The organism is Ancylobacter mangrovi, from assembly GCF_024752335.1.
Classification (GTDB): Bacteria; Pseudomonadota; Alphaproteobacteria; order Rhizobiales; family Xanthobacteraceae; genus Ancylobacter; species Ancylobacter mangrovi.
This window is the reverse complement of the sequence record NZ_JANTHY010000001.1, coordinates 682,127-695,393: the sequence shown is the minus strand read 5'-3', so window position 1 is coordinate 695,393 and position 13,267 is coordinate 682,127. Positions and strand designations below refer to the sequence as shown.

Sequence of the window (13,267 nt, the reverse complement as noted above, 5' to 3'; positions counted from 1 at the left end):
GCGGGGGTTTCCACCATGGACGATGCCGACCGCACGCGCGCCGATGCGACCGGCCTATCGCTTCGCGAGGCGCTGCGCTCCGCGCGGCAGGAAGCGGCGGAGCGCTCCGGCGTGATCGTGGAGCTGCGCGACGCCAGCCTGGCGCGGCTTTCCATGCTCAACGAGCTGCTGGACCCGATCTTCGCCGAGGTGCCGCCCGAGCATGCGGACCTGTTCGACCGCGGCCTGATGCCGGGCGAGACCCCTCGCCTGTTCGTCGACATGGTCGCCCATATCGCGCTGGGGCGCGACCGGCGCACCTATCGCTTCCTGCAGGACACCCGCGCCGGGCGCCGGGTGCTGGCCGAGAGCACCGACCCGCGCGACATCGCCGAGGCCGTGACGCGCTATGTCGCCCGCCGCCTGGTCGCCCGCGAGCAGGCGCTGGTGGCGAGTTCGGCGCCCGACGACATCGCCCCGCGCCCCGCGCCGCACCACCCCGCGCCCGCCCCCTCCCCGGCCGAGCCGGCGCGCGGCGGGCGGTTCGGCGTGTTCGTGCTCGGGCTCATTCTCGGGGCGATCGCCTTCGCCGCGGCGACGGCGCTCGGCGTCAACGTCACGCTGCGCTGACGACGCCGCGCCCGCGGGTTCAGGCGAGCCCGGTATCGGAGCTGAGCACGCGCACGGTGCGGGTATCGACGTCGACCTCGCCGCTCTTGAAGCCGCGCGCCTCCATGGTGCAGCGCCACGGGAAGTTGGCATCCGGCAACCGCTCGATACGGTAGAGATTGTAGCCGCCGGGCCAGTGGCGGTCCTCCGGCCCCGCCGCGAAGGACGGCGCCTCGACCACCGGGATCAGCCCGCCATTGGGGCCGGGAAGCATCTCCACCATTGGCACGTGGTCGTGGCCGCAGATGACGAGCTCCGCCCCGTGCCGGGCCAGCACCGCGCGCACCTTCTCGGCGTCGATCAGCCGCTTGTGCGCCCCGCGCAGGCCGCAGGGCGGATGGTGGATCAGCACGACCCGGAACAGCCCCTCCTGGGCGAGCCCGTCGAGGATGTGGCCGAGCCGCTCGCGCTGGCCGGTGCCGACCCGCCCGGTCGCCATGAAGGGATGCGTCGGCACGGCGGTCGAGACGCCGACCAGCGCCACGCCGTCGCGCCGGCGCACGAAGGGAAAGGCGTTCTGCGCCGTGACGTCGCCATTGACGCCGTCGCCGCGCATGTAGTCGCCCCAGTTCAGCAGGGCGTGATGCGCGGTGGAGCGCACATAGGCGTCGTGATTGCCCGGCACGACGGTGACGTCCTTCCCCTCGCCCAGCGTCTTGAGGAAGTTGAGCCCGGTCTGGAATTCGGCGGCGAGGCCGACATTCACCAGATCGCCCGTGACCGCGATATGGTCGGGCGCCATCGCCTTGATGTCGGCGACCAGCAGATCGATCGTGGCGATGTTGAATCGGTGCTGGCGGCCGCGTCGCCAGTTGATGACGCCAAGCGCGCGCTTGCCGGCGAGCTCGGCGAAGCGGGCGCGCGGCAGGGGACCGAGATGGGCGTCGGTGAGATGGGCGAGAACGAACACGAGGGTTTCCTTATCAGCCCCACCGGGCCGGAGGAAGGCCGCCCGCTTGCGCCTTTGCGTGAAGCGGGTTCGGGGGCGCCCGCCCCGGCGCCGGGACCGCGCTGGGGAAGGCCGCGCCTGTTCACCCGGGTCGTCCATGGCTGGCGCCGCCTCGCCCACGGCATCACGCTCGGCGTGCGCGCGGTGGTGGTCGACGAGGCGGGACGGATCCTGCTGCTGCGCCATTCCTACGTCGTCGGCTGGCACCTGCCGGGCGGCGGGGTCGATGTCGGCGAGACGGCCGAGGAAGCGCTGGCGCGCGAGCTGCTGGAGGAGACGGCGGTGACGATCGCCGGACCGGTGCGCCTGCACGGGCTGCTGCTCAACACAAACCTCGCCGGCCGCGACCATGTGGCGGTCTATGTGGTGGAGCACTTCGTCGCGGGCACGCCGCAGGTACCGAACCGCGAGATCCTTGAGGTCGGCTTCTTCCCGCCCGACGCCCTGCCGGAAGCGACGACCGGCGCCACGCGCCGGCGCATCGCCGAGGTGCGCGCGGGCCATCCGGCCTCGGCGCACTGGTGAGGCGTGTCACGGGCGGGCGCGGAAAGCCGGCGGACGCGCCGTCCGCACGTGTCGACGGCGCCTGTCCATGGCACGCGTCGCCTCGACGGACGCCAAGGGGGTGGGCATCGCGCGCACGCGCCTTGACACCGTCCCGGCCCATTCCTTATATCGCGCCACTTCGCGGATCGGCCCCGGCCGGTTCGTCGTGGCGGGGTAGCTCAGCTGGTTAGAGCACGGGAATCATAATCCTGGGGTCGGGGGTTCAAGTCCCTCTCCCGCTACCAAAACAAACCCACTATGCCGCCCGTTGGGTGGAAAAGTGGGGCTTTTCGTCAATTCGGCCAGATAGCCGCGCAGCTCGACGTCGAGCGGCGTGCGGGGCTCGGTCGGGTGAACGATCACACTCTCCGCCAATGACCGAAAAGCGTCGGCACTCGATCCGCGCCGGATCGCACCCGCTTCCGTGAGCGCCCGGGAGAGATTCTCGACCTGCCCGAGATAGCGGCTCACCGCGGCCGGGTGCAGGGCGACGACGTCCACCGGCGGTGCCAGCGCCGCGTGCTCTTCGCCGAGCCGCACCTTCTCGGCCTCCAGCTCCTGCAGCCGCTCGCGCACCGAGGCGGCGGAAGCGAGGCCGGCAGCGAGCGCATCGACGAGCCGGCCGATGGCGCGTGTGGTCTCGCCGAGCTTCTGCTCGATCCGGCCGCGCCGTGCGGTCTCTTCGCCGGCAAGGCGGCGGCGCTCCTCCTGATAGGTGCGGACATATTCGGCGATGAGCTGTGGATCGCGCAGCTCGGTGCGGAGACCGTCGACCACCACGCGTTCGACCGATTCGAGGTAATAGACGCGCCGGTGGTCGCAGGCACCGCTCTCGCGAACCGCCGAACAGCGGATCCGCGTCTTCCCGGTCCTGCCGCGATCGTGCACCGACATGCCGGCGCCGCACCGCCCGCAGCGCAGGAGGCCCGAGAGCAGGTGCCGCGGCCGCCGCCGGTGCTGCGGCTTCGCGCCGCCGAGCGTTTCCTTGCGCTGCCGCGCGGCCGCGAACAGGGAGGGCTCGACGATGGCGAGGTGCGGGGCATCGGCGCTCTGCCATTCCTCGACGGGGTTCGGCCGGGATACCCGGCGGCCGGTGTCGGGGTCCTTCACCATGCGGACCTTGTTCCAGACGATCCGCCCGACATAAAGCTCGTTCTGCAGGATTCCGGAGCCGCGCTGGCGCGAGCCGTTGATGGCCGACCCGTTCCACAGGCGTCCGCGCGGCGGCGGCACACCCTCGCGGTTGAGGGCGCAGGCGATGTCGCGCGGCGGGCGGCCGTCGACATATTCGGCGAAGATGCGGCGAACGATGTCCGCCTCCTCTTCCACGATCATCATCTCGCCCGGACGTCCGGCGACCGGACGATAGCCATAGGCCCGGCCGCCGGCGTGGCGACCGTTGCGGACCACGCCCGAGAGGCCGCGGCGAACCTTGTGCGCGAGGTCCTGCAGGTAGAGCGCGCCGACCAGCCCGCGCACGCCGATCTGCACGGCGTCCGCCTTGCCCTCATGAACCGCCCGGATCTCGATGCCGAGAAAACCGAGCCGCTTCCACAGCCCGGCAAGATCCTCCTGATCGCGCGACAGGCGGTCCAGCGCCTCCACCACCAGAACGTCGAACGCCCCGTCCCGGGCGGCGTCCATCATCTGCATGAGGCCGTCGCGGCCGAGGATCGAGGCTCCCGACCGTGCGCGGTCGCTGAAGGTCGAGACAACGGCGAGGCCCAAGCGCTGCGCGTGCGAGCGGCAGAGCACCACCTGATCGTCGATCGAACGCTCGTTCTGGAGATCGCTCGAAAACCGAGCGTAGATCGCCGCTCTCATCCCCGCTCCGTCCGAATGCCCCGCGCCGCCTGCTCGGCAAGCGCGCGCCGATGATCCTCGCGGGCCGCCTCGCGCGCAAGGGCGCGCACGAGCTCGACGAGCCGCGGATCGACGGCAGGGGGACGGGGAGCGGGGGACGGCATCGGCGAGGCCCTACCTCTCGCACCAGGCCGCGCGGCGGGGACAACGCCCGCGCGGGCACTCGTAGCGCTCGGCATAGCCTTCGCGGATGAGCACGCCGGCGACGTCGACCCCATCCACCCGCACGCGGGCGAGCGAGCGGCGCCAGCGGTCGCGCCCGGGCACGCGCTGCAGCTCGAGGCAGGAGCCATCCGCCCGCGGCAGCGGCCCGCAGGCGGCGGCGAGCATCTCCACCAGCCGCGCCCGGGCGAGCCGGCCCATCATCTGCTCGGCCTTGCATTTCGCGTGGCCGATTTCCGGCGCGTTCAGCCCGACGATGCGGATGTGCTCGCGGTTCACCACGATGGTGTCGCCGTCGAGCACGCGGATTTCGGCGCGGACGATCGAGGCGGCGACGCAGAGCGCGACGAAAGCCAGCATCGCCGCGAACATCCAGGCGAGCCGCCGGCGGGCGGCGCGGCGCCGGGCGGCCGGATCCCGGTTATCGTTCGACGCTCTCATAGCTCCACCCCCGACCGGTTGCGGGGGCCCCGGAAGGCCCGCGGCCCGGCGACGGCCTGCCCGAAGAAAATGGAAGAAGCCACCGCAACCAATTGCCGCCCGAAGCGTTTCAGGGCGTCGGGACCGGCCGTCGGTCCGTTGCAACGGGTGGGACGCAAATGTCCGATCTCCAGTGGGATCTCCATCTTCTCCAGCCCATCAAGACGCTGCACGGGCGTGCGCTGCGCACGCTGGGCGATGTCGACGAGTTCATCCGCGATCGCAGCGCGGCGCCCGCCAGCCCGCATGTGGCCGGGACGCTCGGCGCGCTGCGGGCGGCCGCGGTTTCCGGCAGCGACGAGGATTGCCGCCTCGCGCGCGAGCGGGCGCAGAAGCTGCTGCGCGCCAACCGCTGGGGATAGCCGGAAAATCGACCGCTTGTTGAAAGGGAAGGTTAACCCTGCCGACCGACAGGCCGGGACGCCGAGGAACGCGGGCGTCCAACACCGGTTGCTTCCCCGACGGCTCATCGCGGGCCGCATGTCACGGGGGAGGCATTCCTCATGCGAGCCTTGAACAGGACGCTTGCCGTATGGCTGGCGGCGCCCTTCCGCACGGACGACACACGCCGCCAAGGCGCCCGAAGCCCACGCGTCGACCGGCCGGCCTGCGTGATACCGGCAGCGACGCCGGCGCCGCTGCCCCGCGGCGAGCTGCGCGGCGACGGATGGCTGCGCACCCGGACCATGGGTTCCTCGACGGCGAGCTACACCATCGAGCCGGGCGGCGGCGCGGTGATGGCCGGTGTATTGCGGGCTGAAACCTTCACCATGCTCGCCGCACGCGGCCCCTCGCCCGCCTTCCTGGTGCTCGAATCCGGCCGCCCGGTTCCGATCCGCATCGGCGAGCTCGACCGCGACGGCCTGCATTTCGACGTGGCGCGCGCCCTGCTCGAAGGCGCCAACGGCCGGGCCGACGGGTTCGGCTAAGGCCACTCGTAGCCGTGGGCTGTATTGCGCCAGATCAACAACCTGGCGTCGATCTCCTGCGATGATGTCGCGTGACCGCATTGGGGCGGACTGGCAAGGCGGACATTCACGATGGCTCAAACAATCACCGGCCAGGGATGGCTCTATCACCGTGGCGGCGGAACGACGCGGGCGGCCTATACGATCGATCTTCGGCAGCGGGACCAGCGCATGCGCGCCGCCGGGGTGCTGCACGCCAACATGGCGGCGGTGTCCACCCTGCCGCTGGATTCGAGCATGAGCCTGATCCTCGAATGCGGCCGCTCCGTCGGCCTCGAGGTGATCTCGACCGGCCCGTCGGGCATGCGGTTCGATGTCGAGGCTTCCGATGTCGGGCTGCTGCAGCTCGACTGATACCCGCGCCATAGTTTTCATCGATACGACCCCTTGCCGATAACCCCGGCGACGCCGGTGCGCCGGCGGGTGAAAAGCCGGGCGGCGGCTCGCGCAGAACACGCCGCCCGCGGCATGCGTCAGGCGGCGCTGCGGGTCTCTTCCAGCGAGACGAGCGCGTCCTCGTCCCACCACGCCTCGACCATGCTGCCGTCGGCGGCGCGGTAACGGACGAGATAGGCCGGGCACCTGTTGACATATTCGGCACGGGCAATGACGACGCCGTGCTCGTTGCTCGCGCTGAGGCCGACCGCCTCGCCGAGAGAAAAGCCGAATGCCTTCATGATGGTCTCCATCGATTGCCGGGAAAAAACCGGGCGGCGGAAGAGGGACGCCCTCCCCGTCCGCCGCCCGGCAGGTCACCGGCCCCGCGCCAACGGGGCCGGTGGGAGGAGCGGTTTCAGCCGAGCATGCCGAGGGCCTGCAGGTAGAGGTCGACGATCGCCTCCTGCTCGGCCCGCTGGTCGGCGTCCTGCTTGCGGATCTTCAGGATTTCCTTGAGGGCGTTGACGTCGAATCCGTTGCCCTTGGCCTCGCCGAAGACATCCTTAATGTCGTCGGCGATGGCCTTCTTCTCCTCCTCGAGCCGCTCGATGCGCTCGACGAAGGCCTTCAGATGCTGTTTGGCGAAAGAGGCGGGCGCATCGGACAGGGGCGCGTCGGATACGGGCTCGGCGGCCGTGGTGACGGCGGACATGGAGGCCTCCCGGCTATCGGCTGGTGAAAAGGTCGAGGGCGGCAGCGAGCGTGCCGGCCTTCCTGGCGGCGCGGGCGGCGCGGCGCTCTTCCTCCAGTTCTTCGGCGAGCTGGTGGGTGGTGGCGCTGCGGATGTCGGCGAGCACGTCCGCCCGCACGGCATGCTCGCGGCGGCGGGCGCGCAGCTCGTCGGCGAGGGCGAGGCGCTTCTGCGACAGGTGGGAGATGCGGGCGGTGGTGCGCATCATGCGGCTCCCCTGGTGCTGCGGGACGGGGCGCGGGCGCTCTGCGCGCGGGCGCCGGGCAGGAAGGCGAGGAACAGGGCGTGCAGCTCTTCCGCTGCCTCGACCGGCACCGGCAGGGCCGGCCGCTGGCGCAGGAAGGCGGCCTGCTCCACCTCCCGCGCCCAGGGCATGGGCGGCTCGACGAGGAAGTGCTTGCGCTCGGTCGCCAGCGCGCCGATGTCGCAATGGTGGATGAAGGCCTTCTCCTCCAGCGTCGGCAGGGCGATGCCGGCGGCCTCGTGGATGGCGCGGTCGTGCCGGCGCTTCTCCTCCGCCAGCACCTCGCGCACCACATCCTCGCCCGGCAGGCCGTAAAGCTGGCGGGCGATGGCGAGCTTCGCCCGGGTGGACGGCGCCGGCACCTCGCCGATGCGCGTCTCATGGCAATCGTGCAGCAGGACGAGCGCGCGCAGCCTTTCCGTGGCGCCGGAGAGAACGGCCACGCGATCGGCGATGAGGGTGTGGTTCGCGACCGAGACCGGCACGCGGCTGGCGCCGGCATAGCGGTTCACGAGGGCGAGCTGCCCGGCGATCTCGGCGAAATCGACCTGCGCCGCCGCCGGCTCGACCATGTCGAGCGCCCGGCCGGAGGGGGACTGGTGCCAGATGCTCGGGGCGATGCCGGCAGGGGCCCTGCTCATGCGGCCTCCCGGGCGTGCGCGCCGCCGTCGATGCGGGCCCGGCGGTAATGATGCGCGGCGAGCTTCATCGCCTCGGCGAGCTGGGCGGCCGGAAGCCCCCATTCCAGCGCCTCGGCCATGGTGAAGCCCTCGCCGACGATCACCTCCGGCGTGACGGGGATGCCCGCGCCTTCCAGCCGGCGCATGATGAGCGCCATGCGGTCCACCGGCGTGCCCGGCCCGGGCGCCCCGCCCTCCTCCAGCGCGCGCCAGGTGCCGGCGAGCCGCGCCGCCGCGTCCATGCCGGCGTGCCAGTCGTCCCGCGGGAACAGGATGCCGCCGACCTCTAGCCCGCCAGCGGCCCCTGCCCCGCTGCGGAACCCCGCCCCCCGCAGCGCGCCGGCCAGCAGCACGGCGAGACCGAGCCGCTGGAACAGCGGCAGGTGCCCCGCGAAGCGGACCGGGATGTCATGACGAGAGAAGAAGGAGGCCAGCGCCGCCTGGTGAAAAGCGGGGATCGTGCAATCCATGACGGATCTCCTGTCAGCCGAGGACATTGCCCCACCGATGAGCGGCAGAGTTGAATACCGTTTGGTGCGACGTGCGCGGTGATTCGCACGCCGCACCACGAGCCCCACCCACCGAAGCACCGGCGGAGAGACACGTATGGAAGGACTGTTCTTATGGATGGCATCGACACCGAAGCCGCCGACACCGCCGCGCCCGCCGGCACCGCCGCCGCCACGCCCGGCGCCCCCGCGACCGGCACCGACGGGTCCGGAGCCGCGCAACCAGCCGCCGGGGGGACGCCCGCGCCCCTGACGGTCCAGGACGTACGCTTCGACCTGCTGCGTAATGCCCACTATCACGGGGACAGGCTGGGCTTCTTCGAGCGCAGCCACCGGCTCGTGATGTTCATCACCGTTCTGGCGGGCACGGCAGCGGTCGGCAGCGCCTTTGCGGAAAGCGGCGTTCCCACGTTGATCATCGGGCTGGTGGTGGCGTTCTTCTCGACACTCGATCTCGTCTGCGATCTGAGCGGTGCCGCCCGCCTGCACGAGAAGATCCGGCAGCGCTGCTTCGACCTGATGGCCGAGCTCGAAGAATGCGCCGCTGGAGACACTGCCGCCTGCCAGCGCATTTCCGCGAGCCTTGTGAAGATCTACGGCGAGGAACCCCACACGATGGCTGCGGTGGAGGCTCTCGCGTGGAACTCCGCGCTCGCGGCCGTGACAAATCCCGGCGAACTGGATCACGACGATCTTCAAACCGTCACGACCTGGCAGTGGCTGACCCGTCATATCTGGCGGTACGCCGGCCACACCTTCACGACACCGCGCGAGCGCGCCGAAATCGCAAGGCGGAAGCGCCTCTAGCCAATGAGCCGCGGCAAGGCAGCTCCTCGACGGATGATTAAGGCCCTGTCCCGAGGTGGCCGCATTACTTCGATTGCGGCCGACCAAAGCCGCCGAAAAAAATGAAGGTATGGCCGGATCGGCGGCCTTAGCCGTATGCATTGGCCTGTATCCACGCTGAAGAGCCCCCCTTGCGACCGCTCATTGCGACAGCGCGGAAAAGGCCGAGCTAACTCGATAGCTTCGGATGACGCGGAGAAATGCTAATACGGCACTTGTGCCGCGTCAATGACAGATACCGGCACTTGTGCCGCATTTGCTCCGCAGAAGAAATTTGACAATTGCAGAAAGCCTGCCGCACGACCCCGGACTGTCGGCATTGCGTCCCACCTCGGCCAACCAAGGCGCATGCGTAATTTTAGAAAAACAGCAAGAAGGCGTTGATTTGAACAGCAGCGGCTCAAGCAGCGTCGCCACTATCAACGTTGCTTCTATCGGCCACCCCAAAAGCGTATATAGGTGCCTACAATTCGTGCTATATGCATGTCAGTTCGCATCAGATGCCAAACATGACAGATTTACAATATCCAGCGCTATTTCAGTCCGCCGACGCAGCGTCGAACGAGCAGCAGAAACTCTATTTGACTCTGATAAGAGGTGAGTATGGCCTGCTAGTTACCGCAGCCATCTTGACACTTGTGGATTGTAACGACCCAGTATTCTTGAGCGGATACGCTTGTATCTTCGTTGCCTCATTGGCCGTTTTGGCATGGCGCGCACACACTCGTCCAGAGCAGTCCTGGTATAAGGCCCGCGCGCTTGCTGAATCCATAAAAACACTTAGTTGGCGGTATGCAATGCGTGCTCAGCCGTTCGATGACGATCGCCAAGCTGATGCAAATAAGGATTTCCGTGACACGCTTGCTGCGCTTCTTAAAAGCAACAGACAAATTGGAGAGCATCTAGCTCGGTTGGATGCTAGTGGACCGCAAATTACTGATAATATGTCGGACATGCGGAACAGTACACTTCCAATTCGGAAATCATATTATCTCACCTATCGAATCAATGACCAGAAAACATGGTACGCCCTCAAGGCGATAGCCAATCGATCTGCAGCACGAAATTGGCAATACGTGGGTGGATCTTTATATATCATCAGCACAATCATGGTTATACTGCGCATCCGCTTCACGGACGTCATTTTTCCAATTGAACCCGCTATCGTCGGGGCGTCAGCTGTATTAGGGTGGATGCAAATAAAGAAATTCAACGAGCTAGCGTCCGCCTATGCATTGACCGCACATGAGATCGGCTTAGCCGAAACGATAGTAACTGACGCACATACTGAGATTAGTTTTAGCAAAGCAGTCAACGAGGTTGAGCTCGTATTCTCGCGTGAGCATACCCAATGGGTCGCTCGGCAGACAGCAGGGGAGTGAGTAGTGGCAACTTATACGATTTTTGATGGGGAGAATGACAAATGGGCCTACGGTCGTATGAAAGGGTGGGCGGCCCTTCCCGGTGTGCCATTCGAATTCGAGAACGCGCACGATCTGGACAGCATGACAGCGCGCGCGCAGGGAGAGGAGTACGTAAAGCGGAATCTTAAGCTTAGAATGCAGAAATCCAAAACTGCAGTTGTGCTGATAGGTAACTCTACAAAAAATCTCTACAAGTTTGTACGTTGGGAACTCGATCTCGCCTTGGAACTTGGTCTCCCAATTATCGCGGTAAATTTAAACGGCAGTAAGGTTCAAGACGATCTGTGCCCGCCCATTATACGAGACAAATGCGTGGTGCACGTCCCATTCAAGCTCGCACCGATAAAGCACGCACTGACCTACTGGCCCGATGAATTTCACAGAATGTCCCGCGAGGATCGAGCTGGCGGAGCTCGTCATTATAGCGACAAACAATACCTCGCATGGGGCGCCTAGAAATATCTTTGCAAATACGCGAACAATGCCACAACTTGGACCAATATAATAAATGTTACAAGACATCTGTTGTGGTTTAGTGCCCAATGATAGAGTTCATCCGATTTTTCAATTCTATTGTAACCGCCGCCAACCCTTCCGGGTTGTTCAGATAGCGAATATGGCGCAAATGACGAAGATCAAATGGAACGTCGTGTGAAATTTGCGTGATAATAATCACCTCTCGCCCAAGTGTGTGGGCAATTCCGGCTTCGTAGAAAACATTTGGATTTCTGTTAGTAAGATCGCAAACGACAATACGTGCTCGATCGATTAGATTCACTACGTCCTGAATGATGCCGGGCGCTTCCCATATCTCATCAGCTCGTCTCGCTATAAGGCCGCAACTCTCGCTAGCTTGTTGAATTGCCGCATAGACCGGTCCACTGTCACTATCAAAAGGCATCATCACGGCGACGAGGTGCCGCTCGATCAACTCGTGTTCAGGGATGACGAATACGGACGGTCTCTGCCTTCGAGGATTCACGTTTTGGAGAAGGAACCGAAAAAGATCGACATCCTTCACTGCCCAATGATTGCGATGCCAGTCCCAATGGTGTTTATGTCTATCCATGTCGAGACGACTTCTTCGCTCAAATAAAAAGGCATTTTTTAGAGGTGGAACATCCGGATCGATCGCGTATTCGAACCTAATCTCGAAATTTGAGAGGCGTGCGTCTGTGATTGTACCCACTCGGCATACCTCATCTTGAGTGCCTTCCGGAAGAAAGAGACACGGCAGGCGCCGGAGGCGTTCCAAGTCGGGCATGTTGCCAGTTTTGAATTGTTCGGCCAGAGCGTAGTCCGTGAATTCGAACATTCGACCCAAGTCCATTGACCCGGTCCGGTCGCTCCAGTCAAAATTCCGCATAATTAGATTAAACATTCTAGCTCATAACTATTGCATGATGATAACCGCCACCAGCAGCCGCGACCGACACTTTTCAAACGGACTATTTCAGAGTCATTGATGTTCTAGACTATCCCGAAACGTCTCACCACGCGGCCTATTATCTGCATTTCCGAAAGCAATCGATCCTTGGGTGGATGGCGTTCTGCATTGTCGGAGATGATGCGAACGCGAATATCGTCATCTTCCCTGCCCGCAACCTCGAGCCGCTTCACCACCATGCCGCCGAACTCGTCAGTGATGGCGTAGAGCCCATCGGGCGATGGCAGCCTGTGCCGCGTATCGACGAAAACGAAGTCGCCCTCGTTCAGTGTCGGCAGCATGGAATCGCCTTGCGCCGCCATGACGATGATGTCGTGAGCGCGAAGCCCCATGCCGGCGAGCACTTCCGGCGGAAGGCGCCAGAAGTCGCGCACGTGTTCGGCGGCGAAGGTCATGCCGCTCTTTCCGGCGATCCCCGAATTGATGATGGTCAGTCCGCCGCCACCCATGCCGGCCGTGACGTCGAGCTGTGCGGTGCCATCCTTCGGAATACCACGCCGTCCCGTTTCGCTACCTATCGTGGGCTGCTCATCAGGGTCGATCGGTGTTGAATCAGCCGCGATATCAGCAGACTCAACATGTCGGTTCCCATCCAATTCGGCGGCAACATCTTCGGATGAAATGGCGTCATCATCTTCGTCCACGAGGCTTGTAAGCCAGTCGGTGGAGACATCCAGCACGCGCGCCAGACCCTTGAGATTGTCACCACGTGGAAAATTAGATCGTCCGCGCTTGATATTCCGTAGCAGGTCGGAAGTACCAGAGGCTTCCATTGATGCCCTGCGGACCGACCATCCCGGCCGGACTTCGTGCAAGCGAGCAATTATGCGGTCGTAAGGTGTCATGCGCGGCATATTGGCCGCACCGGCGGCAATGCGCGAGCGGCAATAGTGCCGTTGACAAGGCGGCACTTGTGCCGCATCAATGCGGGCATGAACCTGCGTGACCAGCTCATTACAGTCTCCGATGCATTTGGCTCAGCGACATCGCGCAGCCGCGCACGGGTGTCGACGCTCGTTTTCAACCAAGGCCAGCGGCTAGCGAAGATCGCCGGAGGTCAGCTTGACCCGACGATTGCTTCTTTCGAGCGCGCCATGGCCTGGTTCTCCGTCAACTGGCCAAACAGCGAGCCGTGGCCGGAAGGCATTCCACGCCCCGCACCCGCCCCCTCCCCCGAGGCCGCCGCATGAACCCGCCCCTCGCCGCTCTCTCGCACTGCCGCCGCGTCCGCGCCGCCGAGCCGGCGATCGGCGCCGCGCTCGACCCGCGCCTGCTCGCCGCGCTCACCCATCGAACCGGAGGTCCGCTGAAATGACGTTTCCCCCTTCGTCCAGCCAGCCGGCCCGGGTGCCGGCATGAATGCTCACCCGCT

General features: G+C 65.6%; 20 protein-coding genes and 1 tRNA gene. 11 read left to right on the top strand and 10 right to left on the bottom strand.

Going from position 1 to position 13,267, the window contains the following annotated elements; genetic code table 11:
* Positions 1 to 15: 15 nt before the first annotated feature.
* Entirely contained in the window at positions 16 to 609 is a 594-nt protein-coding gene (locus NVS83_RS03345; protein WP_258738061.1) for a hypothetical protein, read from the top strand.
* 19 nt (positions 610 to 628) lie between these two features.
* Here NVS83_RS03345 and NVS83_RS03340 read toward each other — a convergent pair whose 3' ends face one another.
* Positions 629 to 1,558, bottom strand: a complete 930-nt coding sequence (locus tag NVS83_RS03340) for a metallophosphoesterase family protein (RefSeq protein WP_258738060.1) — start codon at positions 1,556 to 1,558, stop codon at positions 629 to 631.
* A gap of 117 nt (positions 1,559 to 1,675) precedes the next feature.
* Here NVS83_RS03340 and NVS83_RS03335 point away from each other — a divergent pair, with 117 nt between their 5' ends.
* A complete protein-coding gene (locus tag NVS83_RS03335) occupies positions 1,676 to 2,122 on the top strand; it encodes an NUDIX domain-containing protein (protein WP_258738475.1) in 447 nt (148 codons plus the stop codon).
* A gap of 189 nt (positions 2,123 to 2,311) precedes the next feature.
* Positions 2,312 to 2,388 (top strand) — tRNA-Met (locus NVS83_RS03330).
* Here NVS83_RS03330 and NVS83_RS03325 read toward each other — a convergent pair.
* A complete protein-coding gene (locus tag NVS83_RS03325) occupies positions 2,345 to 3,967 on the bottom strand; it encodes a recombinase family protein (protein ID WP_258738474.1) in 1,623 nt (540 codons plus the stop codon). The genes NVS83_RS03330 and NVS83_RS03325 overlap by 44 nt on opposite strands.
* A gap of 153 nt (positions 3,968 to 4,120) precedes the next feature.
* Positions 4,121 to 4,528, bottom strand: coding sequence for a thermonuclease family protein (locus NVS83_RS03320; protein WP_258738059.1), 408 nt, complete (start codon positions 4,526 to 4,528; stop codon positions 4,121 to 4,123).
* A gap of 239 nt (positions 4,529 to 4,767) precedes the next feature.
* Between NVS83_RS03320 and NVS83_RS03315 the strand changes: the two genes are divergently transcribed.
* The 3 genes from NVS83_RS03315 (at position 4,768) to NVS83_RS03305 (ending at position 5,970) form a co-directional block, all read left to right on the top strand.
* Positions 4,768 to 5,010 carry a hypothetical protein gene (locus NVS83_RS03315; protein WP_258738058.1) on the top strand — a complete coding sequence of 81 codons (243 nt, stop codon included), beginning with the start codon at positions 4,768 to 4,770 and terminating at the stop codon, positions 5,008 to 5,010.
* 249 nt (positions 5,011 to 5,259) lie between these two features.
* A complete protein-coding gene (locus NVS83_RS03310) occupies positions 5,260 to 5,577 on the top strand; it encodes a hypothetical protein (protein ID WP_258738057.1) in 318 nt (105 codons plus the stop codon).
* A 111-nt stretch (positions 5,578 to 5,688) separates the two neighbouring features.
* The gene (locus NVS83_RS03305) at positions 5,689 to 5,970 is read left to right on the top strand and encodes a hypothetical protein (protein ID WP_258738056.1); all 282 of its coding nucleotides are present in this window, start codon (positions 5,689 to 5,691) and stop codon (positions 5,968 to 5,970) included.
* 119 nt (positions 5,971 to 6,089) lie between these two features.
* Here NVS83_RS03305 and NVS83_RS03300 read toward each other — a convergent pair whose 3' ends face one another.
* The 5 genes from NVS83_RS03300 to NVS83_RS03280 all read right to left on the bottom strand — a co-directional run bounded on the left by NVS83_RS03300 (position 6,090) and on the right by NVS83_RS03280 (position 8,139).
* A complete protein-coding gene (locus tag NVS83_RS03300; protein ID WP_258738055.1) occupies positions 6,090 to 6,293 on the bottom strand; it encodes a hypothetical protein in 204 nt (67 codons plus the stop codon).
* Positions 6,294 to 6,409: 116 nt separating this feature from the next.
* Positions 6,410 to 6,706 (bottom strand): DUF2312 domain-containing protein, encoded by a 297-nt coding sequence (locus tag NVS83_RS03295; protein ID WP_258738054.1) that lies wholly within the window; start codon positions 6,704 to 6,706, stop codon positions 6,410 to 6,412.
* Between the two features lie 13 nt (positions 6,707 to 6,719).
* On the bottom strand, positions 6,720 to 6,953 hold the full coding sequence (locus NVS83_RS03290) for a hypothetical protein (RefSeq protein ID WP_258738053.1): 234 nt from the start codon (positions 6,951 to 6,953) through the stop codon (positions 6,720 to 6,722).
* A complete protein-coding gene (locus NVS83_RS03285) occupies positions 6,950 to 7,630 on the bottom strand; it encodes a hypothetical protein (protein ID WP_258738052.1) in 681 nt (226 codons plus the stop codon). Before NVS83_RS03285 ends, NVS83_RS03290 begins: the two co-directional genes overlap by 4 nt.
* Positions 7,627 to 8,139, bottom strand: a complete 513-nt coding sequence (locus tag NVS83_RS03280) for a hypothetical protein (RefSeq protein ID WP_258738051.1) — start codon at positions 8,137 to 8,139, stop codon at positions 7,627 to 7,629. Before NVS83_RS03280 ends, NVS83_RS03285 begins: the two co-directional genes overlap by 4 nt.
* Before the next feature lie 153 nt (positions 8,140 to 8,292).
* Here NVS83_RS03280 and NVS83_RS03275 point away from each other — a divergent pair, with 153 nt between their 5' ends.
* The 3 genes from NVS83_RS03275 to NVS83_RS03265 all read left to right on the top strand — a co-directional run bounded on the left by NVS83_RS03275 (position 8,293) and on the right by NVS83_RS03265 (position 10,904).
* Positions 8,293 to 8,985, top strand: a complete 693-nt coding sequence (locus NVS83_RS03275) for a hypothetical protein (RefSeq protein WP_258738050.1) — start codon at positions 8,293 to 8,295, stop codon at positions 8,983 to 8,985.
* A gap of 548 nt (positions 8,986 to 9,533) precedes the next feature.
* Positions 9,534 to 10,406: a DUF4231 domain-containing protein gene (locus NVS83_RS03270; protein WP_258738049.1), complete on the top strand. Its 873-nt coding sequence runs from the start codon at positions 9,534 to 9,536 to the stop codon at positions 10,404 to 10,406.
* Positions 10,407 to 10,409: 3 nt separating this feature from the next.
* Positions 10,410 to 10,904 (top strand): TIR domain-containing protein, encoded by a 495-nt coding sequence (locus NVS83_RS03265; protein WP_258738048.1) that lies wholly within the window; start codon positions 10,410 to 10,412, stop codon positions 10,902 to 10,904.
* Between the two features lie 76 nt (positions 10,905 to 10,980).
* On the opposite strand, the gene NVS83_RS03260 is transcribed toward NVS83_RS03265, so the two are convergent.
* Both NVS83_RS03260 and NVS83_RS03255 read right to left on the bottom strand, forming a co-directional pair.
* Positions 10,981 to 11,763 (bottom strand): hypothetical protein, encoded by a 783-nt coding sequence (locus tag NVS83_RS03260; RefSeq protein WP_258738047.1) that lies wholly within the window; start codon positions 11,761 to 11,763, stop codon positions 10,981 to 10,983.
* A 155-nt stretch (positions 11,764 to 11,918) separates the two neighbouring features.
* Positions 11,919 to 12,668, bottom strand: a complete 750-nt coding sequence (locus NVS83_RS03255; protein WP_258738046.1) for a S24 family peptidase — start codon at positions 12,666 to 12,668, stop codon at positions 11,919 to 11,921.
* A 159-nt stretch (positions 12,669 to 12,827) separates the two neighbouring features.
* On the opposite strand from NVS83_RS03255, the gene NVS83_RS03250 reads away from it, so the two are divergent.
* Together NVS83_RS03250 and NVS83_RS03245 are read left to right on the top strand one after the other, a co-directional pair.
* Positions 12,828 to 13,085, top strand: a complete 258-nt coding sequence (locus NVS83_RS03250) for a hypothetical protein (RefSeq protein ID WP_258738045.1) — start codon at positions 12,828 to 12,830, stop codon at positions 13,083 to 13,085.
* Positions 13,082 to 13,210: a hypothetical protein gene (locus tag NVS83_RS03245; protein ID WP_258738044.1), complete on the top strand. Its 129-nt coding sequence runs from the start codon at positions 13,082 to 13,084 to the stop codon at positions 13,208 to 13,210. Before NVS83_RS03250 ends, NVS83_RS03245 begins: the two co-directional genes overlap by 4 nt.
* Positions 13,211 to 13,267: the final 57 nt, after the last annotated feature.